This window comes from Paenibacillus sp. MZ03-122A, from assembly GCF_024213325.1.
Taxonomy (GTDB): Bacteria; Bacillota; Bacilli; order Paenibacillales; family Paenibacillaceae; genus Paenibacillus; species Paenibacillus polymyxa_B.
In genome coordinates this window covers 43,595-66,537 of record NZ_JANAVI010000013.1, presented here as the reverse complement: position 1 = coordinate 66,537, position 22,943 = coordinate 43,595, and the positions used below count along the sequence as shown (strand labels likewise).

The window sequence follows — 22,943 nt, the reverse complement described above, 5'->3', positions numbered from 1 at the left end:
CTAGGAGCTAGATTCGTGTTTAGTTTTTAACAAAAACTCCATTAGCGTACTTGTATTCCTCGTACAGTCCCTGCGAACCGTATGGAAGTAGGAACTGGTTGCCAGACATTAAGATATCCGATTGTCCCATACCACTCCACATCAGTTCTAATGGTGAAGTTCCTTGTTCTGAAGCCATGAAATTATATGTGAGTATCCACACATACATGTCGGCTTGCCCATCGCTGGCGACTACAACAATTTCAGGCGTTCCATCTTGAGTAAAATCGTGTTCTTTGACAGCCAGGGAGTAACCAGGCAACAGGTCTCCAAATTCATCAAAGGGACTACTGCCTTCTATGGAAGGCAAGGATATGTTCCAGCCCTGCCCCAAAGCATGATCCACAACTTGTGCTTTCACGCCATTGGGATGATCCAAACCCAGCACAATGTCCATGTTATCCCCATCTAAATGAACAGGATAGGTGAGATCAGCAGCAGGAGGAGTCCAGTGGTTGAAGTTTTTTAAGCTCACCGTTGGGACGGCATCGGATGTTGGCGCTGTTTTCTGTGCTTCCTTCACAGGTGTTGTAGCTACCTGCACAGGAGGAGCGGGTTCCTGTTCAGATGATTTGGCTTCGACATTGGTTTGAGTCGGGGGTTCTGACTGAGGGGACTTTGATATGGAAGAAGTAGAGGCGCTTTCTTGCCAAGCCCCTTTATCCGAGGATGGGGGACTTCCATCCAGTTTGGAAGTGACCTCTACTAAAAAGTAAGTCCAGTCCGACAGTTCCTGCCCATCTCCATCAATGGTATAAGCAACGGGAGTGAATTGGTTTTTGGAAAACACTTGAAATACGGTTTGGATGTTGATGCTCACACCTTGATCGGTGTAGGTGGCTTGGTACATAACGTATTTGTTTACATCTTCTTCGTTGCCGTCCTTGTTGACCTGTTTCCAGACGACATTGCTAAAATACTTGTCATTGCTCAGGGCTTCGTCCATCGTATGATGGGTGCCGCCTGGAACCGTAGCATCTTTAACCCAGGCGACGTATGGATTATCAAAGCCTGCGCGTGATGCAATGACAAGCAGTAAAATGAGAATCGCCACAATCCCCGCACTTACTATGCCGAATATTTTTTTAGGCTTGTTGCTTAGGACTTGGGGAACGATGGAACTTTGTCCCGTTTCTGTGTTGTCGGAATACTTTACTTGATTGATCGTATCGGCTAGAACTCGAATGAATGAGTTTGCATCACCTTTAGAACCAGTTAGGATGTTCAGGTTGTTTCCTGAGCGTTGGCGTATTTGAATGTTGGTGTTAAAGGTGCGCCACAGAAAAAGAGTAGTCAGGAGTAAGGGCAAAAAGTTCATGGTGATCAGAGTTACGAATACAAACAAAATAGCAAATACCAGGTCAAACCAATTGATCTTGGAGCCCACAGCTATGGAGTTGATGTTGGTGAGCGGAATGTCCTGAGTCGATGGCTGTAAGGGAAAAGCGCCTAAGATGAAGTTTTGTCTAGTGAGCAACAGCTTTTCGCCCTCGAATGTAGCGGTTGTTCTCTTTTTTAAGTACGTAAGATAACTGAAACCTCCGTTCCATTCAAAATTAAAATTTTTGGGTGTGGATGGAGTTTGTTCGGCCTTGGTTAGCATTTGAGGTACACCTTTCTACATTGATTTAACGTAGCTAATGAAAATAAATATAAATTATGAGGTTTGTATTATTATGAATTAGTCCAGTTTAGTTATTCGTTGTTTTGTGCAAAAGGCCAGCTTCGGGCTGGCCTTGTTTCCTATCTTTGAAAGAAACCTACCAGTTCTACATCCAAAGGTTTCTAAAGATCCATTTACGAATGATCACGGTGAGAATAGCACCAAATACTATACCCGACCCTACATTTGTATCCGTAAGGTAAGCGCCGATTAGCCCAAGGAATGCTCCCCCAATAGCCCACTTCATTAACATTGAATTCAATCCTTTCAGTATGAAATAGAAGATGATTAAGACAAATTGCCACTTATGTAGAATAGCGAGGGCATACAATTTGGCCTACTACTCTAGTACTATAAGTAAGATAAATTCATTATAGGGTACTTATAATATCTTAAACAAGATATTTTTATAGTTTAGTAGTATTACTTAACCTTATTCATTTTAACTACCCTTACTTTATAAGGGGTGTATAAGATGTCTGATTTGTTAAAATTGGTCGGAGCAAGGATCAGGAATTTACGCAAGCAGCGAGGACTTTCTCAAGCAAAGCTTGCAGAACTGTCCGAATTACAGGACTCCTATATTGGCGGCATTGAACGAGGAGAGCGTAACATATCGCTGAAATCAATTGATAAAATTACTTCTGCACTTGAAGTTGAACCTGTCGAAATTTTTAGGTTCGGCTCGTTAGATGGAATTGAAGGAAATACAGAGAAGCATCAAGTTATAGAAATGCACCGTTCTTTACTCATGGAAAGAAGTTTTGAGGAGGTTGCAATGATTCAAAGAGTTGTGCGCGACATGCTTCATACATTTGATAAAGAAAAGAATAAATAATGTAGTTTTCAATGTAATTTTACGATGATTAGATCAAAGATCATGCTCCTTAATATATTTCTTATTAACAGTAATTTTTGTTCCCTGAAAATGAGTGTAAAACTTCATGTCACGAGTCGATTGGTTAGCTTGTACTGTAAAAGCCTGTTGGAGCGAAGAATCCTCCGTAATGAAGTAATCCCGTCCTTTCTGCTTACCAAACAAGGAAATGAGAGCATATTTAAAGCTTGCGGGATTACAAATGCCTCCAGTACCCAAAGGGAGCAGCTCAACGACCTGTCCTATGGTAAGTTTTTGCCCCACATCAGGTTGTTTATCCAGTAAGGAGAGCAGGCAAGCAAATAGAACATCTGCATTGGAGCGCAAAGTGATTTTCTCCAAGTCGTAGTGTTCTGTTTTAGCGTCATTCCATGAGAATTGCCAGATGTGAGGCTCACTAGTCATGTAGCTGCTATCTACATTTTTGTAAGCATGACGGTTGCCGTAGGCTTTTAGAAAACGGTCGAGCTGAATACGGTTGTGATCACCAAAGGAAAGCTTGGGTAAGATGGCGCGGAAAAAGCTAGTGTAATTTTCGAGGTCAAGTAACGACCGTGACAAACTCTGGCCGTTTTCTTGGTGATTGATCGTTTGAAGTAATTCATACATGGCTTGAAGGCGATGAGAGTCCGTGATTTCGTATTCATCGGGACGCATGAGATGTAAAAGGAAGGAAACAGCCTGAAATCCATTTGTCCAGTCTGTCAGCCGCTCTTCCCAAAATTGAAGGATGTCTCCGGGTGTTGGGGGCATCTTTTTGATGAATTCTGACCACAACTTGATGATGTTTCTAACCACACTACTTTGTGCAGAGTAAAGGTCTTTCCGTTGCCAGCCCCCGAATGTCCAACCGAGTATTTGCTTTAAAAGAGGTGGGGTGATTACATCAGGATCACACAGAAGACGCCTCCATTCTTCCAAAGGATATACAGGGTATCTGGCAAAAGGAAAGCGAGATAGATGCGTGTCCATTTGCTCTTGAATGAGAGCAACAAGGGCGCGTTTTTCTTTTTCCGTGAAGGTTAACGTTGACATGGTACCGCTCCATTTCTAAATGGGAATAGCGATGGTACTGACTTTGGCGTAGTATGACGCATTCGTGGGTACCATTGCTGGTGAGATTATACCGTGGAATCTGGAAGATAATTATTAAAAATATAGTACAAAAGTGCTTATTATGAAATTTATTATTAAAATTTTTAATTTAAATATTAAATTTATTCCTTATTGTACCGATAAAGTATATTGAAAGGAGGTGTGAGTATGAATTCTACTGTTAATTCTGTATTACATAAGGCGTTCCCAAATGACGGAAATGTTGTGGGCCGCTCCACTGCAACCGGTGCAGCAAGAGGAGCTGTAACTGGAGGTATTGCTGGCGCAGCCGCTGGTGGTGTAGGAGCTGTTCCTGGAGCCATTTTAGGAGGAACAATTGGTGCCGCTGGTGGGGCAATAACGGGTGGTATACGTTATGGTATCGGTGTGGCTATTTGGGGTAAAGGTAACTAATTAAAGATGAATCAAAAAACCAATACTGGCATACTTGAGTATTGGTTTTTTGATTTACAGTATAGAAAGGCAGGTGGACGAATATGAATATAGAATCTATTACAGTCTGTGAAGATACGACCTCAGATTTTAAACCAATTAATATAACGAATACTTTTTACCCTGAGCAGAGCGGGTCCGTTCAGGTATTAGTTCAGCTATCCGAAATTCATACGACAACAGATGTAAATTTCCAGTGGTATATTTCTGATGAGCCAGAGGTTCCTCTTGCTACTTATACATTCACCTTAGAGAGAAAAAGTAAAAAGACTAGATATGCAGTGGGGGCGTTGGATTTAAGAGCACTACTACAATTAAAAGAATTTAACATTTTTCAAAAATGGTTTACTATTATTGAGGTAGAAGATAGTAAACGTCGGGTGGATTTTTTCTTGAAAAAAATGGGTTATGGTCCTAGTACTCTAAGTAACAATTTTGTCAACGTACCTAGAATTAATCTGAAAGGGTGAAGAGGACTAGTGTCCATTTTATTGCCAATAATTTATATAATAATTGATTTAATTATAGGATATTTGTTTGCGACAGTGTTTATCTGGATTTCCAATAAAGTGAACAAGATGGGGAAAATGAGCAGCTCCTTTAGAATGAAAGCAACTATTGCTATTGTTTGGACTATTCTGGGTGTGTTGATAAGATTAATTTATAAAAATTAAATACTCGCCAACTTTCAATAATGTAGAGTTTTTTTGGGTTGGAAAAAAGCGACAGTATCGGCTCTGGCATAGAATGACACATTCGTCGATACTGTCGCTTTTTGATTGGAAAAAATTCATTTACAGGGTAAAAGGATCATCCTCTTTTGCACTCTGCATGAACAGAAGGCGTTGCTCCGGTGTAAGGAAAGGGTCTTCTAGCGCGATGTAATAAGGATCGGCTAACTCGTTCACCCAACGCAAGGCATCTGCAATTTCTCCGCCATGAAATACAGGGCTGTCTGACAGTGCTTCGTCCTCTTTTGCAATATCTACAATTCCGGTATCTTGGTCTATTGTCACACATAGATTCGTACCGTCCACGTATCTGTTTGTCCCATTCCGATCGGTTGTTCTGATGATCATACGCACAAAAAAGGCCTGTTCGGGATGGAGCACTTCATGCTCTTCCAAACAGGCGGGTAGAAGCTGTTTTTGATTGTGGGTGAACGGCCTAACCGCAAGCGCCATGATCCAAGTGTTTCCGTACGATTCAGGATTATTTACAACGTCCCCGTTGTATTCAATGACCTCTTTTAGCTTGTTCAGTATGTTTTCCTCATTTGCCTTTAAACTTCTGCTTGTTCTTTTAGCCACTGTTCGGCCTCCTTGTGGTGAATTCCGACTTGTGTGAACAGGGTGATGATATAGTCGTTGGTGTTCATGACGGCGATTTTGTAGATTTGGGTGTTGCCGAGGTCGTACAACTCGACGTATTCAGGGCAAATACCGAAAAGTCCGTCGTCTTCTCGTCTAAAACCTACGAGGCTAAGATCGTGTAGGTTATCCCCTGCTTCTAGTATGAAGATAGGGCCGGAAGGCTGAGGGAAAAATACGGATCATCTTGGTCATGGAATGAGTTGCGAAACTGAGTGAAGTATTCTTGGATGTGTTTTAAAAAAGAGGGGGAAAGCGAAGAGTGTTGCAGTGAGTCGATGTCTTGCTGGGTCTGTATAATACGCATAATGTAACCTCCTAAAAGAAAATAAGACCATCAATAGATGGCCTTTCAAAGTAATAATATCTATTTTATTTTATAATAAAGGCATTTTTATGATATTTAACCAGTATTATCCCAAAAAGAGTGGTTTGAATCTAGAAAAAAGTTGAAGTGGGTTTTACTGTAAAATGCCATGAGAGAAAATGAGAATGTATATTAAAAGGTTATCTTAATTCAGCCTACCTTAAAATACAAATTAAACGAGCTTTCTCCCTCTATATAAGAGCTTGTATATTAAATTTAGTTAGCAATTGGTTTCATAGTTATAACACCAAAGTCAATTGCTTCTTCTAAAAATTTTCTAATCTCAGATTCAGTTATATCTAAATCAGACAAAATTTCTTTCAAAGATTGCTCCCCGTTTATTTTCCTTAAAACCCGTAACCACTGCCCGGCTTCATCTTCAGAAAGAGCGTATGTAAGATGGTTATCCACAACTAAATAGGCATGATTATCTTTTTGAATGTCATCTCGTTGCATCAAAAATACTTCTGGAGCAAATAAAGGAATGTCCTCTAATTTAATTGCTTCACGGCGTTTGGATAATTTCAAGTGAATTTCTTCTTCGTTTTTCTCCCAGTTTTCAATAGGATGGTTAGAAAGAATAATAAAATTGTCTGAGTCTTCATACTTAACATTCGTTTGCTCAACCATGTGCTGCAATAAACCCATATTTACTATACGGAGAAAATATTCCATATTAGTTACCTCTGGGTCTTGTGATAGCTGATGAGCTATTGAGAAGAAAGCATCAGTATCGATAAAATCAGAAAATTTGGAGGAAGCCACTGCTTCTTCAAGTAATACGCTCTTCTGTTTTAATAAGAGATCCAGCATCATACGAAGTGTAAACCTTGCATCTTCACCATAAAAGAATGGTACTTTAGATCTCTTATATAATTCTGAGGGGAGTCGGTTTCGAATGCCTGATCGTAGTAATTTTTTATCCCAAAAAAGTCCTTTTCGCCTAGCGGACGGGATAGATAGAGCAAATTCAACAATTCGGTGATCGAGAAAGGGTACACGATTTTCAATACTATTACCCGCAGCTATTCTATCCTCAAGCCAACAATTATACATTTGGATATCTCTAAACTTCGTTAATATGTAGGCTTCCCAAGAACTTTCCCTACGAACCTCACTGCTCTTAGATAAAATAAATTTCTCTGAGAGTGGTGATTGCTCAAAGTGTTCTTCCCAGACAAAGAGTTTAGATGGTAAATTACTCATGTATCTTCCCATTTCTAGACGGTTAAGGTTTTTTGTAAACCCTTCCCAATTATTCTCCCAAGCAGGAGCTAAAACACTACTGTAACCACCGTTAAATTCATCACTTCCCTGACCAGTTAAAATTACTTTTAGATCGGGGCAAACAGAGCGAGCATAGCGATGTAAATGGAATTTGTACAACTGCTCTGGACCACAAAGTGGTGATTCACATAACCATAACAATTTTCTCCAATGGTTTGGTTCGAAGTCATTCTCATCCCAATGAAATAAGACTTGATGATTTGGAAGTCCTAAGTACTTAGCAGTAATATGTGCATACTTAGCATCTTCATTCGTTAGGGTGCTCTGGCTTAACACTGAAAATGTATGGATATTTTGTCGCTCTGATGTTATTGCAGCAATGGACGCCGAATCGATCCCCCCGCTTAGGAATAATCCAATTTCTACATCACTTTGCAAACACTTTTGGACCGAATCTTCAAGTAAATTGGCATAATAATTAATAATTTCTTGATCGCTGAGTTCTGCAAATGATTGATTATTGTTCGCTAATAAATCCCAATAGCGAATTTGCTTCCAACTGCCCTTCTTAACGTCGACTTCTACTGCACATCCAGCTGGTAAATGCTCTATCCCTTCAAAAAATGAAGAAGGATCAGATAGATCAGTTGCGATATAGCCACTCAACCATGGATCAGTTAAAGCTTTATTCCAATCAAGAGATCGTGGACAATCGGGATATTTCATCAATGATTTTATTTCCGAAGCAAATACCAATCTCTCACGGTTAGCAGTAAAAAATAATGGCTTGATCCCAAAACGGTCCCGTGCTATAAACATTTTTTGCTTCCGAGAATCCCAAAGAGCAAATGCATACATACCAATTAAATCTTGAAGTAGATCTATTCCTTTCTCTTCATACAAATGCAAGATAATTTCGCAATCTGAATTAGTTTTGTATTGATGCCTTGAAGATAATTTTGCTCTTAACTCCGTACTGTTATAAATCTCCCCATTTGCAATTAGCACAATTGTACCGTCCTCATTTGTAAGAGGTTGCTTTCCTCCATTAATATCTACAATTGAAAGCCTACGGAAAGCGAAACCCAAAGGTCCTTTTATAAAGAATTGTTCATCATCAGGTCCTCTATATGAAATTTCTTCGGCCATATTTTGCAATATAGTATCTACATTTTGGGGTAAAGAGGTACCGTCTAATCTAACTACACCAGCAATTCCACACATAGTACAAATCCTCCATAATAATTTTTTGTAGATTAATACTAGGGATAGTACATTATCAGAGCTATTTCAGAGAGTCATGATTTAACCACTTTACATTTAAAACAAGAATTATATAATAGTGTCCTTTTTGCATATCAATGCTTGTTCTATTCCATTGTTATGAGAAATTTTTAGAGTTATCCCAAGACGATCTGCTTTGGAGCAAGCAAGTGACTGTACATATTTTACAATCTCTTCAGGTTCCATATCAAAATAGAAACAAGCATCGGTTGGTTGATTTAACCACCATGAAGTACTTTGAACTTCATAATTACCATTTTCGTGGATAAAAACTTCGATATTTTCATATAATAGGCTACGTCCTATTACAAAATCTTGTAAAAACAACTTTGTGTTGCCCGATCCAAATTTCAATAAAGTTTCCTCATAATAACCACGCTCTTCAAAATGTCTGTGAATCCAATTCACTAAATCTTGATGTTGCATATGATGGTCGCGTGCGAGCGCGACCATCATTATAATATAATTAAATATTCCACTAGCACGCTCTTTAGCAAGATCATTATTATATTCAGGGACTAGTTGTCTCAATTCATCAATAGTAAGTTTTCGCATAATGAATACTCAGCACCTATTCAACTAGAATAATATTTTTTTCAATTAAACCTTGAACTAGTTCAACGGAATCACCTAATATCGTTTGGTAATCTACCTCATATTCTTTTACCATATCTTTGCATATTTCAGCTAAAGTACGTATTCCATCAATTCGTTCAAACAGATTTGTTGCTACCTCGTTTAGGGTAATTCCAGGTTCGATAATAGTACTTTTAAGGTAATTGCGAGTAGATATATCAGGATTTTTTCTTAAAATTGTATTTTCATTAAAGTTCATTAGATTATCCTCCTAAAAAATAGATTGTATGATAAACATCACTTTTTACAAGCTGTTAGTATCCAATTTTCGGTGTTAGCTTCCGCCTCGACCTCAGGAATATGCAGGTCCTCCAAAACTTCAATACAATCAGCAATATCTTCTTCATTGAACTTAAAAAGATTAAGTTCAAAATCTACTATACCAGCTTCATGTATCATCTCTTCAATTTTTGACATTGAATAGCTTTCCTCAAAGGCTTCACGAATAAAACGGAAATACTCTGGCTCAGGAATAGAACGCTTAAGTGCATTAAGTGTATCTTTATTATTAGGCAGCGTATCAATAATAATTAACAATCCATTTGGAGACAATACCCTGTAGCATTCTAACAACGCTCTTACAGGGTTTTCCCAATGATGTAAACAAGAGTATGAAACCACCAAATCCGCGTAATTATCCGGGTAGATTTGATTATGTACGTCAATTACATCAAAATGGACCGATTTAGAAAGACCACGTTCTTCAACCAGTCTCCGCGCCAAGTCATGCATTGCTGGATTAATGTCAACAGCATGTACATTCGCCTTTAAGCGTTCTGCAAGTTCAACCGTTAAGTATCCAGGCCCAGTGCCCATGTCAATAACCACTCCACCTTTTCGCTCGTATAAACGAGATATATGGGCACCTAAAAGTGGATAAAGATGAGGTTGATACTTTTTTATGAATTTATTATAGGTTTGGCACTCTTCAGCTGTAATCATAGTCTGGCCTCCTAAAGAAATATAACGTGAGCGCAAAATACGCTCACGTTGAGTTTAGATAGGGTTAATTAATGTCCACCATCCATTGTCATACGACGCAATTCCAATGCACGAGGCTTTTTGTACACTTTTTTCATATTATTCACCTCCAAGAATATATTTCAGATTTAAAATTGCCGTAACCTCTTAATGTCCACCATCCATTGTCATACGACGCAATTCTAATGCACGAGGCTTTTTGTACACTTTTTTCATATTTTTCACCTCCTTTCTGGAAATTATAAAGATATCATAATTTCCAGGTAATTATAAACTAGATTTTGCAATTTATTCTAATATATACATTTATAATAATGTATTATTGCTTTTATCTTCTTCTATTTTACCTTTTTTAGTAAGTGGAAAACATTATAACGATAGAATTCATTTTTATTTTTTTGAATATATGTCATTTTCAGCTTTAATTTTTCCTTATACTGGTGATTATTATCATATACAATGATTTTTTTGTCAATATATAGTTTTTTCGATCTGAAAATTTCCGTTAAATTTATTAGTTTCAAAAAAATAGAATTATAAAGGTAATAAATTACTTTATTGACTATTCTAATTTTAGGAAGTATATTTGTCTCTGTAAACTATCCATAATTTGGGGAGGCTTAAGAAATGAGTACAATTGATAAAAAAGATACTGTTTTATCAAAAGTGTTAAATCCTTTTAGTTCTGATATTTTTATAAGAGAACATTGGGCTCCAAGCAAACATCTTGTTATCCATGGGAATGTTGAACGATTCCACCAACTCCCTGGGATAAGTAATGTCCAATCACTGGATAATATTATCGATTTGTATAAAGGTCCTGTGATGGTAGTGGGAAATGCAGTGATAGAAGAAACAGGAGGGATTGCAGATCGGTTCTTGGTAAGTACCGAGGAGGCAAAAGATTGGTATGAAAGAGGAGCAGCACTTGAATTTGATTTTTCAGACATGTTTCTTCCTCAACTACATAGTTGGATGGATAGTTTACGTAAGGAGCTTAGTTTACCAAGTGGTTCTGGTATAAAAGCAATTGTTTACGCAGCCAAAAATGGAGGAGGATTTAAAGCTCACTTCGATGCGTATACAAATTTCATATTTCACCTTCAAGGGACCAAAACATGGAAACTACTCGCTAACGAAAATGTGACGAACCCTATTCAGCATTATGACCTTGCGGAAAAGCCTTACATACCAGATGAACTAGCAACTTATTGGAAGGGAGAGCATCCACAAACAGATTTACCGGGAGCGGATATAGTTAACCTTTTGCCCGGATCATTTCTTTATCTCCCAAGAGGTATTTGGCATTCCACCAGTTCAACTGAAGAGACTCTATCTCTTAATATAACATTTTCACATCCAGCTTGGCTTGAATTGCTCCTTGCTGAAATTCGCTCACGCCTAACTCAACATGATACTTGGCGTGAACTTGCATGTGATATAAATCTACTTTCACCAGAAGAACAAGAAAGTCTAAAAAGTAAGCTAAATCAAGAATTAAATCAAGTGCTTCCGGGCTTTTCATCTATTAGTGCAGAAGATATTTTTAAAAGACATACTGAAGAGTTTGATATATATCATGTTACTCAAGCTGTGTTCCGACAATTGTTAGCTACCAGAGAATTATGATCAGTTGTTTCTAACAAAAAATTTATTGGGAGAACCTATGAACATATTTAGCATATTATCTGCACTTCGTGGATTAGCAATTGGTTTCTTTTCACCAATTTGGATTATACATTTAAACGATCAAGGATTTGATTTATTAGCAATCGGTATATTAGGGACAGTTTTCGAGGTAGCCAGATTATTGTTTGAAATTCCAACGGGGACTTTTGCTGATAATAATGGTGTTCGTCGATCCATAATGCTATCTTATATTTTCTCAATGGCCACATGGTTGATATTTCCTTTTATTGGAATAACATGGGTTTGTGTTATAGCAATGATAATATGGGCACTAGCTGAAGCCCTTATTTCGGGTGCTTTTGAGACATGGATGAGCCAAGTAACTCCTAAGGAAGAATTTAGTAAAAGACTGATGAGGAATGCCCAAGTACTCATAGCAAGTATTATACTAACCAGCTTATTATCTGGGCACATTTATAAGTTTAATTCCATGTTGCCATTTATATTTGTTGCCTTAATATACGCAATTATGCTTGCTATTATTTTGATTTATTTAAAATCAGATCAGCAGATTATAAAGAATCAGAAAAAAAACACTCCTAAGGAATCGTTTATCGAAATAACAGGAAAAAGTTTTCAAATAGTATTTAAACATCGACGCATTTTGAATGTCGTACTGGCTGGCTTTTTTGCAGCTTTAAGTTATGATGTTATAATGCGATATTGGCAGCCCTACTTAATACAAATCGGTAATTCAAAAGAATTTCTTGGATACGTAATGGCAATCGCAGGCGTACTAGCTTTTATTCTATTGCATTTCACAGCTAAAGCTCATAAAATAATTGAAAAAAACACCCTATTATCTCTAATAATGGTTGAATCTATTAGTATTCTTATGATCTTTAGTACAGCATTTGGTTTAAAAGCTATTGGTCTAGTTGCTATCTCTTTTTTATTATCAGTGGAGGATATACGTAATCCAATAGTTAATGGCTACTTAAATAAATTTTTTCCTGATTCCTATAAAGCCACATTATTTTCTGTTAATTCGGTTACGGGTGCAGCTGGTGAAATTTTATCCGGAATTATCTTTGGGCTAATAGCAGTTAAATTTGGAATAATTGCAACATTTATTGTTGCAGCCATATTCCTAATACCATCTATTTTATTATATTACAATACAGCTCAAAATACGGATATAAATTACTCAGAAAAACGAGATAATATGACTTTTAAATCATAAAATATAACAATTTCAGAGGAAATAAAATCAGGCTACTGACATTCCAGTAGCCTATTTTAGACATAATACTTTGATGAAAATGACAATTTATAAAGTCATAAAATGGAGGGGAAATCTTGCGGATAATTAATATAAAAGAATTTGATAAAAAAATGATAACCAACTTTTTTATTTGTAATTGGGGAACTCCTCAAATGGTGATTTCTAGCGGGATCTATCAATGTGATGAGTTAGATGGATTTGCTATCTTAGATCATAAAGAAAAGATTATGGGATTAATCACTTATGTTATAAGCGATAATGAATGTGAAATCATTTCTTTAGATAGCAAAGATGAAAATAAAGGGATTGGTACTGCGTTATTGAATCAGGTAGAAGCAGTATCAAAAAAAAGCGGATGTTGCAAACTAAAAATAGTAACAACTAACGATAACCTGCATGCTTTTTTATTTTATCAAAAAAAGGGTTATCAAATTGCGAAAATTTTTCCAAACTCTGTTGAAAAAGCAAGGATTATAAAACCTGAAATCCCAAAAATATCAGATAATGGTATTCCAATTCGTGATGAAATCCTATTTGAGAAATGCATATTATGAATATTACAAGGACAATTTGAATTATTTAAAATTGTCTTGTGTAGTATTCATAAATTAGAGATGGTACGGACTTCGCATCGAATGATGCTTTCGCTGGTACCGTCTTTTTTTGTAATGCTACTCATGGTACCTGGATTCATATGTGCCTTTCTGGCTATATCACTAAGAATCATCTGGTTATCTTTTTATCAAAGGGAACCGTACGCTTTCAGTTGACCAGTTGGATCGGGCAGCAGCCATTAGCGAATGTGTATCGTTCTTTACGTGGGTGGGATAAGGTTGAGGAAAACGCTAAAAAAATGAAGATAAAAGCGGAAATTCAATACGCACTCAGTCATGAGGAGAAACGAAATCATAGAGAGCCTATAAAGAAGACAAGGAACCTACTATTTGGATATATCGCCTATGCGGATCTGTTGTGTGCAGCTTCCTGTGAAGCCCGAGAAGATTATGAACGGGCATTGCAATATACATATGCTTACACGGATTTAGGCTGGGTCAAGGAAACAGATGCGGAAACTCGACACTGGGTCAGCTTATTCCAACATTGGGCACAAGGGAACATGTATGTTTACAAGCTTTTGTCAGGGGATACTAGCGTACTTCAAGAATATGTGGAGTACGTAAATACTTCGTCAAATGAATCAGAAAGAGAACTGATTGCCAAGCTAATGAACATTATGATCGTAGCTAACCAGCATGGGATTAAAGTGGATGATATACTTCAGCGGTTTAAAACGAAAATTGATTCTTTCATGCATCAATCGACTTCTACTGGTATGTATGCTCAGCAGGTTGTTCCAGAACAGTTAGCGCGTTTGGAGTATGAACTAGCTTACTACTACTTGAATCAAGGAATGTACAGTGATGGTTTTAAATATTTGATGAATGCTTTAACAAAAGCGAATATACTAAAGAATGAGGCATATCTTATAAATTGTATAGGATTGTTTTCCCATTTCTGGGCTCAAGCGGTTCCTGAGACTAAAGAAGAGTATTTCAAATTTATTGAAGAGGTGTGGTTGGGTAATGCTAAAAAGATCGGTTCTACTCGTCATCGCAACTAGCTTTTTGTTTATGTTGACTGTACCTATACAAAATTATAGTCATGATCCAATAGTACAACTTCAAGAAACGATTGGAGGGTTTTAAGCTGACTAATGGATAAGGAATTTGTTAATTATTTGTTTTGTAGTATATATTTTGAATGTTAGACTGCTATTTAAATCAGCAAAAGAAAAAAGTGACGGTACCAACATTGGCGTTAAATGACGCTTTTGTCAGTGCCGTCGCTTTTTGAGGTTCAAAGAGTATGAATACTTTCCTAAAGAGCGCGGTTATTCTAGTGCGGTGTCGTGTTAAATGATTTGGACATAAAGATGGCTGTCGAGACTTTCTCGACAGCCTAAAGACCTGCCTTCCGGCAGGTTTTTATTTTGAACGATAAAGTGAAGACAAAATAGATAACCAAGCAGGGTCCGTTTGTTCTTGAGCATTAAGAGCAGTTAATAAGATTATGGCGTCGTCACTAAAGAAGAAGTGGTGAGACGAGGTGTATTATCAGGTATGGTTCTTGCCTTAGTCGCTTGCTCAAAGGAATAGGCAAGATTTAATAAAGACTGTTCGCTGTAAGCCGTTCCCAAGAAGGAAATGCCTACAGGCACCTTAGCCTCCGATACGCCAGCTGGAACGGTAATCTCAGGATAGCCTGTTGCAGAAGCAACATACCCTGCGGCGTAAGTATCAAATGCGTCGCATGCGTAGGTCGGATCCTGGATATCGAAACGAGGAGAGGCAGGGCAGGACATCGTAGGAAATACAATCGCATCCAAATTGTTAACCTTCATCAGCTTTTGTACCTCTGCTCTTGCAGCCGGAATATCTTTGCTTATGATCGATTTATAGCTTGCCGATTCTTTCTGGCTTACCGCCTTGATTGCGTCTTTCATTCCTTCAAGGCGCGCAGGATTGACAGGTGTAGCCGAGTTAAGGACCTCCGGTGATTCACTGATCTGAATAATCTCCTCTAAAGTTTTTGGTTGATCTTGTCGGAGGAGGGTGAGATATTTCTCTAACTGAACCTTGAAGTCAGCATCGCCGATTGGTCCAAGAATCGGCGTCCACAAATACTGCGTCTTGTCCGTGAACGATACCTGTACGAATTGAGCACCTTGTTCCTTCATAGCAGCTATAGCCCGATTGGTTATCGCGTCAACCTCACTGTTTTCGCCAAAGAAGTCACCCGCAATACCGATACGAGCGGTTTTAAGTGCATCGGTACTGAGTGCTTTACTATAATCCGGCTCAGCGAGTTTATCCGACATTCTTGTTGAATAATCATTCTTGTCCGTACCGGCCATATAACTGAGCGCGATAGCTGCATCCTTGACACTCCGTGCCATTGGTCCGGTTGTGTCAAACGTCAGAGAAGAAGGGATGACTCCGCTGCGGCTGGTTAGACCAAGCGTAGGTCGAATTCCGACGAGCCCGGTGACGTTCGCCGGTCCGCGAACTGAACCTGAAGTATCCGTACCGAGCCCGAAAACAGCAAAGTTGGAAGCGACAGCGGCGGCGGAACCGCTGCTGGAGCCCGATGCGTCGCGATTAAGATTGTACGGGTTCAACGTCAGCCCCCCGAGGGAACTATAGCCAAGTCTGCCGTAGGAAGCAGCAAATTCGGACATATTCGTCTTGGCAATCACGATAGCTCCGGCATCAATCAATTTCTGGACCACAAAAGAATTTTTAGAAGGATATGCGTTTTTCAGGGCAACAGAGCCGGCCGTAGTCGGCATGCCCACCACATTATAATTATCCTTAACGACGATTGGGATTCCGTGAAGCTCGCTTCTAGGGCCTTTCAACTTGCGTTCCTTATCCAGCTCCTTGGCCAATTCAACGGCTTTAGAGTTTATTGTAATGACCGCATTTATTTTTGGCCCTGCTTTGTCATAATCTTCAATTCGATTCAGATAATATTGAACTAATTGTTCGGAAGTGGTTTGACCGCTATTCAATGCATCCTGAATTTCCTCAATACTTTTCTCAAACGGGTCGAACGTATGTACCTCCCTCTCTTGCGCAACTGGTGTCGCTGTTTCTGCAAGAGCAGAATCGGTTGCACTTAAGCTGACCACGATCATCGAACCTACCATTATTGAGATCGATAGTACTAGCCTTGTCCATGTTTTCCTCATGTTAAGACCTCCTTGATGATGTTCTTGTCATATTATATACCATAGATTAAATCAAATTACTTAAATAATCAATATTAAAAATTTATATATCAGGATAATGGGATTTAACTTGAAGATAAAATCTATAATCATACTCTTTTATGCATAAATGTGATTTTATACTATTTATTATGATATGAAATATGACATGATCGAATGCGCCTATAACCGGCCAAGAATTCATTATTGATGCCGGCAAATATGTGTTACCTAAGTTCGCCAAACGAGCTAATTCTAATAGAGGCCGGCTAATGACGGTGGATCTCAAGATTGAGAAGATCAATATATCTACCATAATATATATATTTTGTATTATAAGGGAAAAAAGTAATTGTTGGATGGTTGGACTAGACACCGGCGGCGAAAAGTGCAGCAAGCAGCAGTACAGGGGGAAGCTCCAATTCAAGCGTTACATCGAAAGATAGGGGAGTCGTTAAGTCAGCTGTAAACACTCCTAGCTCACCGAAGTAGTCTACTGGATGGTTTATTGGGATTAGCCCAGAAAGTATGTGATGTAGCTGCGTCTATTCCTGTATTGGGGGCCATTCCGAAGGCAGCAAGTCAAAAAATAGCTTCGATTCGTTCCGAGGTCGCTTCCTTTGGACCGTCATCCATAGTTAAATATGCGGTAGCCGGTTTGTCCATGATTCCAGCGTACCTTCCCATGGTTGGGGAGTGGTGTTGGGGAAGACGGCCAAGGTTGCTGCTCAAACCTTACATGCGCACACGGAGGAACAGAGGGCCCGTGAACGGCATGCGATGATGGATTTTCTTGGTAAGGTATGGACGAGTGCCAGAGGGTATGGAGAAGTACAATCCGTACATGACTTCATCAACTATGTAAAGGGAGTCAATCAAGCTTCCGTACAAGCCTATAGCGATATTCCCAAGGGGACAATTAATCTATTTACTGAGCGTCTTACATGCCAGAGTTGTACTGATGTAATTATGGACTTTAGAAGAGAGTATCCAAACATTACAGTAAATGTTCTTACAAACGACGGAAAGGTAGTAAAATAGGAAGAAAGGGAAGGGGGGACTGTATGCAAGAATGGGATTATAACGAACTAAGCGAATATGTCAACGAGGTCTTCTCTAATTCTATAAGCGATGGACTAAACGCTCTTCAAGCAGGGGGTCGATGCTTATATGAGTTTGCCAATGTAATTGAGGAGGGGGAAACCGAGAAGATTATATTTTATATTACCTTAGCTTTTTTGCAGATTGAAAAAGGGGTACTATCTCAACGAATCTATGATGAAGTGAAAAGCATTACTAGGGAGTTTGATATAGATAAATTCGTCAGCGAGTTAGGTTTTGATGATGCTAAAGACTTAAGTAAGCGTGTCAAATCAGTAGAAGCAAAGTTTCATATTGTTGAGGTTATTAGTTGACTAGTGTTTTTTCTTGATTTGGGGAATTGTTGTGGGGCTACCCAGTGCCGAATGAATCACTTCACCTCATGATTGCAAACATAACCCTTGTTCTACCTATACAATATTTTTCGTGAAATGAGATGTACGCACATAAAGTCTTGAATAAGTACACCTAAATAACGTAATACCGTTACGACAAACAGGTTGATTATGGTCAGATACCACCATGATTGACCTGTTTTTTGTTATCTTCGTTTTCTCACAGGTTTTTCAAAATGCTACGCAACTGTAGAATACTCCTGACCCTAGAGGATATGCTTATAAATGGAAAGACTCAGAAAGATTTGTGGCTTATATTGGTGAGAGAGTAATCAGTTTGTCAGAAAAGGGAAACGTATTCTTCTCAAGTACCGACAGTACTGATATTTAAAACCTTATTACTAAGCTGCATCCCCAAATAATCTCAACATCATCACCCGCCGAATTGTGGATTTACCGTGCCACGGTTCGCCTCCATTTGAGTAAGACAAGAAAGCCATCAGCCAGTGATTCTGGTTGGTGGCTTTTTATTATGGCTTTATTAATTGAGTTGAAGAGGTTTTACACAACTTGTAGCTTAAAGATATTTCTAAGTGTTCCGGCTGTTTTTTCTTTCACCTTTAAAAGCAACTCAAGCGTTCATCTTCTTTTCTTTCGAAAAGTATTGACACGGATAAGAAATTGTTATATCTTTATATCAAGATAAATGAATTAAAGATAAAACAACAGCGAACAGCGAATTATGAATAGGGAGGTATATACATGATCACCATTTTAGAAAGAATTAATCAGCTTGCAAAAAAAGCAAAAGAAGTTGGCTTAACTGAAATTGAAAAAACGGAACAAACGGATCTTCGCAAAGAATACCTTCAAATCTTTAGGGGTTCTGTACAGAGCATTCTCTTGAATGCTACGATTTATGATCCGAATGGAGATGATGTTACGCCTGAAAAACTTAGAAAAGAACAGGCCCGAGTCGCTAAACAATGAATTTAATTTTATCTAATATCTCTAATTTAATAATCTTTAAATAAATATAATGTGGAGGGTGATTTTTATGTTGGCAAGTGGATTGTTACTGGTACGTTTGGTGGTTGGATTGTTATTGGTGGGGCACGGAGCACAGAAACTTTTTGGCTGGTTTGGTGGCTATGGTCCAAAAGGTACGGGCGGTTGGATGGAATCGATCGGCATTAAGCCTGGAGTATTCATGGCAGTGTCTGCTGGGTTGATGGAATTGTTGGGAGGAGCTCTATTTGCTGTAGGACTACTCACTCCACTGGCTGCATTGTTGATTACGGTGACTATGCTCGGAGCAATTTTCAAAGTACATGGCCCAAACGGGATCTGGGCAACGGCTAACGGCTATGAATATCCGCTAGTTCTTATTGCAGTCGTAATTGGTATTGCGTTGACAGGGGCAGGTTCATATTCCATCGATGCATTACTTAGATAAAACATGATGTGTAGGTCATTAAAAGTCATCAACAATAAAAAATAAAGGTTTCTACGATTAAAGGAGGGTTTCATATGTCACTTCAAACTACAGGTATCCATCATATTACAGCTTTTGCCGGTAATCCGCAGGAAAATGTCGACTTCTATGCCGGCGTCCTGGGACTTCGGTTAGTGAAGAAAACAATCAACTTCGATGCTCCTGAGGTCTACCACTTATACTTTGGTAGCGAGGCAGGAAGTCCTGGAACGATCATTACTTTTTTTCCTGCACCAGGAACTCCCAAAGGGCGAATCGGAGGTGGCCAGGTGGGCATAACCTCGTATGTAGTACCCCCAGGTTCACTTGATTTTTGGCAGCATCGTTTGGAAAGCTTTGATATTCAAGTTACGAAAACGAGCCGTTTTTCTGAACAATATCTTCAATTTGAGGATAATGAGGGCTTACGACTTGAGCTTGTCGAACGTGAGGAAGGAGCGAACAGTACTTGGTCTTACGGTGGTATTTCGGCTGATAAAGCAATTAAGGGGTTTGGAGGTGCTGTGCTATTTAGCGTCAATCCACAGAGAACGATGGATGCATTGGAGAGCATACTCGGATTTACGAAAATCGCTGAAGACGCCGAATATGCCCGTTATCAGTCCGTAGGAGAAATCGGCAACATCGTAGATGTTCCGCTCGCCAAAATGGGTTTAGGCTTTGGTGGAGCAGGCACGGTACATCACATTGCGTGGCGTGCAAAAGATTTTGAACAACATGAAGAATGGAGAAGCGCAGTCCAGCATTATGGATATCAGCCGACTCCCATTATAGACCGCCAATATTTTAATGCGATATATTTCAGAGAAGCAGGCGGTATCCTATTTGAAATTGCTACAGATCCACCGGGATTTGCTAACGATGAACCTACTGAATCTTTGGGACAGGAATTAATGCTGCCAGAGTGGTATGAACCGCAGCGGGCTCAAATCGAGGCGAATCTGCATCCTATTAAAGTGAGAACATTAACGGAAAAACAAAAGTAAGAAAAAGTTGCATATGACTCTTCCATAAGACAGCTTGCCGAGTTTGGCCTGCTCTCAGATGGAGGAGTCTTTTTATTACGGGAAAAATTCATGCGTTTCGTGTCCTTCCGGCCTCTTGCTACTCCACCAGCTTTTCAGACTTCACTAGCATTTCTCGTAACACATGAGCGACTCGACTTTTCCGGTTCGCTGCTTTCTTTTTTATCAAGTGTAATGATTTTTTGTATGCATGAGTATGGCTTTGATCGTAGAACTGTTTGGCTGCAATGCGTAGTGTTCTTCTTAATAACAGTGCTGATGAGCGTGTTAACCTAGAGCGGAATCCCCTGCGCAATACCCGCAATGTATTTTTGTAGGTCTCAAAATCCTCGGATGGAGGGATAAGGGCGAATAAATTTAACGAAGAGTCATTGAATCCGTAGGTTTCATACATGATTCTCAGATTTTCCGTATTTAACACGTTACCTCTAAGATAGGTTGGATGTTCCTGATGATATCCGACCACCTCTTTGATGCAATAAAAAGGGATTTTCAAGCGATGAAGTCTATAGCCAAGGTCCCAGTCCTCGAGTCCATAGAGCACAAACCGTTCATTGAAACCTCCAATACGAATCAAGTGGCTGCGTCTGATGGCTACACAACGAGTAACCAGCAGCATCCAGGGGGCTACGTCCGTTGAGGCAAATTGTTTCTGCGTATTGGGAGGAACCCTTGTGGGACTAACTACTTTAGACAGTGCACCCGTTTGGTGAAGGATATCTTCTGGGGTTATGATCGGAGTAATTTTGTTCGCTGCTTCATAGTTAGCATTCCATAAGTTGGATTGCGTAAGTATGTTGCGACATTGTTCTTTTTCTTCAGGGGAAAAGTCAGGGTAATAGTGGGTAAAAGCATCGTCCCACGAGTGAGGAATGCCTGAAAGCACGGACTTGGGATATTTACGGTGATAACGGCTCACGATCCTAATGAATTCCGGTAACACTACAAAGTCAGCGTCGCAGAAGATGATGTACAGCCCTTTTGCACGGCGCAGTCCCAAATTTCGAACGGCAGATCGACCGCGTTGTTCCTGATGTGACACATAGATAAGAGGATAGGATGCTTTGAAGCCTCCGACCATTTCTTTCGTTCCGTCTGTAGAACCGTCATCAGCTACAATGACTTCGAATAGTTGCTTTGGATAGGTTTGTGTCTCAAATGAAGCGAGTGTGAGCAACAATTGCTGGGCTCGATTATAGGTTGGAATGATGACGCTGTAGCGGATAGCCAATATGATCTCCCCCCCCCACCATTCTTATTAGAAAACGCTTGAACAAGATAAATAATAACAATGTATTCAAGGATTTTAGCCTGGTCTAGTCAAACATCCCTCCAGGTTCGAAACAGGCTTGGTCTTATTACCGATATTAAGGTGGGGGTTCTGTATCTTCTGCTGTTTTGCAGGCACGTTCAGTGGTGTTATGTATGTGTAATCATGGTATTATGCATAGAGATGTAAAGTAAAAGCGAGGGCGCTTCCTATCCGCTGAAAGTCCACTCAGCATACAGAAACAAACATGAGATGAAATGGGCAAGTTATGGTAAACTATATAGAGTTATAGAAGACCTGAAAGAGGAGTACTATATGACACAATTTGTCTATAAGCAAATTATTGACGATCTCAAGATGAAAATTTTTGCTGGAAAGTTTGCAGATATGAGATTGCCAGATGAACGTAGTCTTAGTGAGACTTACCAGGTTAGTCGTAGTTCAATTAAACGTGCTCTGACTAAAATGGAGAATGTCGGAATCATTTTCAAAAAACAAGGTTCCGGGACATTTATTAATCCATTATACATAAGAAATGAATCTATCTTTAACTACGAAGGCTCTAATCTAGGAGTCACTGATAATTTTCAAATGCATGGTAAAAAGCCGAAAATCAAAGTATTGAGTTTTGAGGTCATTCCGCCAACAGAAGAGTTACAGCGCGATTTGTTCTTGGAGACTCATGATTTTGTTTACAAAATTGTTCGCTTACGTCTGTTTGATGATGATCCTTTTATGATTGAAACGGGCTATATCCCCATTAAAATTGTCCAGAATTTAAATCAGACAATTATCGAGGGGTCCATTTTTAATTATTTGGAAGACTCGCGGAACTTGGCTGTCACCAAATCTTTTTTATCCATTTTTGCAGAACCGTCTCAAGAGAATGATCAAAAGCTGCTACATTTAAATGAAAATGAGCCTGTAGGTATTATGGAAGGTGTGTTCTTTTTAGATAACGGTACGCCATTTGAGTTTTCTCATATGCGATTTCATTACAAATATTTGAAATTTAACACCTTTGTATCGGTTCACTAATGAT

At 39.0% G+C, this 22,943-nt stretch carries 22 protein-coding genes; 13 read left to right on the top strand and 9 right to left on the bottom strand.

Translation table 11 applies throughout. The annotated features are described in order from the left end of the window. Positions 1-19 precede the first annotated feature (19 nt). A complete protein-coding gene (locus NLX74_RS21160) occupies positions 20-1,642 on the bottom strand; it encodes a hypothetical protein (protein ID WP_254329947.1) in 1,623 nt (540 codons plus the stop codon). Positions 1,643-2,177: 535 nt separating this feature from the next. On the opposite strand from NLX74_RS21160, the gene NLX74_RS21155 reads away from it, so the two are divergent. Further along, a complete protein-coding gene (locus NLX74_RS21155; protein WP_254329945.1) occupies positions 2,178-2,540 on the top strand; it encodes a helix-turn-helix domain-containing protein in 363 nt (120 codons plus the stop codon). Between the two features lie 33 nt (positions 2,541-2,573). Here the strand turns inward: NLX74_RS21155 and NLX74_RS21150 are convergent, their stop codons facing one another. Next, complete coding sequence (locus tag NLX74_RS21150; RefSeq protein ID WP_254329944.1) at positions 2,574-3,614, bottom strand: hypothetical protein; 1,041 nt, start codon at positions 3,612-3,614, stop codon at positions 2,574-2,576. A gap of 228 nt (positions 3,615-3,842) precedes the next feature. On the opposite strand from NLX74_RS21150, the gene NLX74_RS21145 reads away from it, so the two are divergent. Together NLX74_RS21145 and NLX74_RS21140 are read left to right on the top strand one after the other, a co-directional pair. After that, complete coding sequence (locus NLX74_RS21145) at positions 3,843-4,088, top strand: hypothetical protein (protein WP_063212121.1); 246 nt, start codon at positions 3,843-3,845, stop codon at positions 4,086-4,088. A gap of 83 nt (positions 4,089-4,171) precedes the next feature. Next, positions 4,172-4,597 (top strand): hypothetical protein, encoded by a 426-nt coding sequence (locus tag NLX74_RS21140; protein WP_254329942.1) that lies wholly within the window; start codon positions 4,172-4,174, stop codon positions 4,595-4,597. Positions 4,598-4,921: 324 nt separating this feature from the next. Here the strand turns inward: NLX74_RS21140 and NLX74_RS21135 are convergent, their stop codons facing one another. From NLX74_RS21135 to NLX74_RS21115, 5 genes are all read right to left on the bottom strand, one after another. After that, positions 4,922-5,437: a hypothetical protein gene (locus tag NLX74_RS21135; RefSeq protein ID WP_254329941.1), complete on the bottom strand. Its 516-nt coding sequence runs from the start codon at positions 5,435-5,437 to the stop codon at positions 4,922-4,924. A gap of 643 nt (positions 5,438-6,080) precedes the next feature. Next, positions 6,081-8,315, bottom strand: coding sequence for an asparagine synthase (glutamine-hydrolyzing) (gene asnB / locus NLX74_RS21130; RefSeq protein WP_254329939.1), 2,235 nt, complete (start codon positions 8,313-8,315; stop codon positions 6,081-6,083). 108 nt (positions 8,316-8,423) lie between these two features. Further along, complete coding sequence (locus NLX74_RS21125) at positions 8,424-8,930, bottom strand: hypothetical protein (RefSeq protein WP_254329938.1); 507 nt, start codon at positions 8,928-8,930, stop codon at positions 8,424-8,426. 16 nt (positions 8,931-8,946) lie between these two features. Continuing rightward, the gene (locus NLX74_RS21120) at positions 8,947-9,210 is read right to left on the bottom strand and encodes a PqqD family protein (protein ID WP_013368866.1); all 264 of its coding nucleotides are present in this window, start codon (positions 9,208-9,210) and stop codon (positions 8,947-8,949) included. Positions 9,211-9,248: 38 nt separating this feature from the next. Continuing rightward, the gene (locus NLX74_RS21115) at positions 9,249-9,953 is read right to left on the bottom strand and encodes a class I SAM-dependent methyltransferase (RefSeq protein WP_013368867.1); all 705 of its coding nucleotides are present in this window, start codon (positions 9,951-9,953) and stop codon (positions 9,249-9,251) included. Positions 9,954-10,619: 666 nt separating this feature from the next. On the opposite strand from NLX74_RS21115, the gene NLX74_RS21110 reads away from it, so the two are divergent. The 4 genes from NLX74_RS21110 (at position 10,620) to NLX74_RS21095 (ending at position 14,527) form a co-directional block, all read left to right on the top strand. Continuing rightward, positions 10,620-11,621, top strand: coding sequence for a cupin domain-containing protein (locus tag NLX74_RS21110; protein WP_013368869.1), 1,002 nt, complete (start codon positions 10,620-10,622; stop codon positions 11,619-11,621). Between the two features lie 37 nt (positions 11,622-11,658). Beyond that, complete coding sequence (locus NLX74_RS21105) at positions 11,659-12,864, top strand: MFS transporter (protein ID WP_013368870.1); 1,206 nt, start codon at positions 11,659-11,661, stop codon at positions 12,862-12,864. Positions 12,865-13,016: 152 nt separating this feature from the next. Next, positions 13,017-13,460, top strand: coding sequence for a GNAT family N-acetyltransferase (locus NLX74_RS21100; RefSeq protein WP_254329997.1), 444 nt, complete (start codon positions 13,017-13,019; stop codon positions 13,458-13,460). 248 nt (positions 13,461-13,708) lie between these two features. Further along, on the top strand, positions 13,709-14,527 hold the full coding sequence (locus NLX74_RS21095) for a hypothetical protein (protein WP_254329935.1): 819 nt from the start codon (positions 13,709-13,711) through the stop codon (positions 14,525-14,527). Between the two features lie 447 nt (positions 14,528-14,974). On the opposite strand, the gene NLX74_RS21090 is transcribed toward NLX74_RS21095, so the two are convergent. Beyond that, positions 14,975-16,657: an amidase family protein gene (locus NLX74_RS21090; protein ID WP_254329934.1), complete on the bottom strand. Its 1,683-nt coding sequence runs from the start codon at positions 16,655-16,657 to the stop codon at positions 14,975-14,977. Positions 16,658-17,374: 717 nt separating this feature from the next. Between NLX74_RS21090 and NLX74_RS21085 the strand changes: the two genes are divergently transcribed. The 5 genes from NLX74_RS21085 to NLX74_RS21065 all read left to right on the top strand — a co-directional run bounded on the left by NLX74_RS21085 (position 17,375) and on the right by NLX74_RS21065 (position 20,592). Further along, positions 17,375-17,716: a deaminase domain-containing protein gene (locus NLX74_RS21085; RefSeq protein ID WP_254329932.1), complete on the top strand. Its 342-nt coding sequence runs from the start codon at positions 17,375-17,377 to the stop codon at positions 17,714-17,716. A gap of 23 nt (positions 17,717-17,739) precedes the next feature. Continuing rightward, positions 17,740-18,090, top strand: coding sequence for an Imm3 family immunity protein (locus NLX74_RS21080; protein ID WP_254329931.1), 351 nt, complete (start codon positions 17,740-17,742; stop codon positions 18,088-18,090). Positions 18,091-18,873: 783 nt separating this feature from the next. After that, positions 18,874-19,101, top strand: coding sequence for a DUF896 domain-containing protein (locus NLX74_RS21075; RefSeq protein ID WP_254329929.1), 228 nt, complete (start codon positions 18,874-18,876; stop codon positions 19,099-19,101). 67 nt (positions 19,102-19,168) lie between these two features. Next, positions 19,169-19,567 carry a DoxX family protein gene (locus NLX74_RS21070; RefSeq protein ID WP_254329928.1) on the top strand — a complete coding sequence of 133 codons (399 nt, stop codon included), beginning with the start codon at positions 19,169-19,171 and terminating at the stop codon, positions 19,565-19,567. 74 nt (positions 19,568-19,641) lie between these two features. Then, positions 19,642-20,592: a ring-cleaving dioxygenase gene (locus NLX74_RS21065; protein WP_254329927.1), complete on the top strand. Its 951-nt coding sequence runs from the start codon at positions 19,642-19,644 to the stop codon at positions 20,590-20,592. 118 nt (positions 20,593-20,710) lie between these two features. Here the strand turns inward: NLX74_RS21065 and NLX74_RS21060 are convergent, their stop codons facing one another. Further along, a complete protein-coding gene (locus NLX74_RS21060) occupies positions 20,711-21,862 on the bottom strand; it encodes a glycosyltransferase family 2 protein (protein WP_254329925.1) in 1,152 nt (383 codons plus the stop codon). Positions 21,863-22,216: 354 nt separating this feature from the next. Here NLX74_RS21060 and NLX74_RS21055 point away from each other — a divergent pair, with 354 nt between their 5' ends. Further along, positions 22,217-22,939, top strand: coding sequence for a GntR family transcriptional regulator (locus NLX74_RS21055; RefSeq protein ID WP_023986502.1), 723 nt, complete (start codon positions 22,217-22,219; stop codon positions 22,937-22,939). The last annotated feature ends 4 nt before the right edge of the window (positions 22,940-22,943 follow it).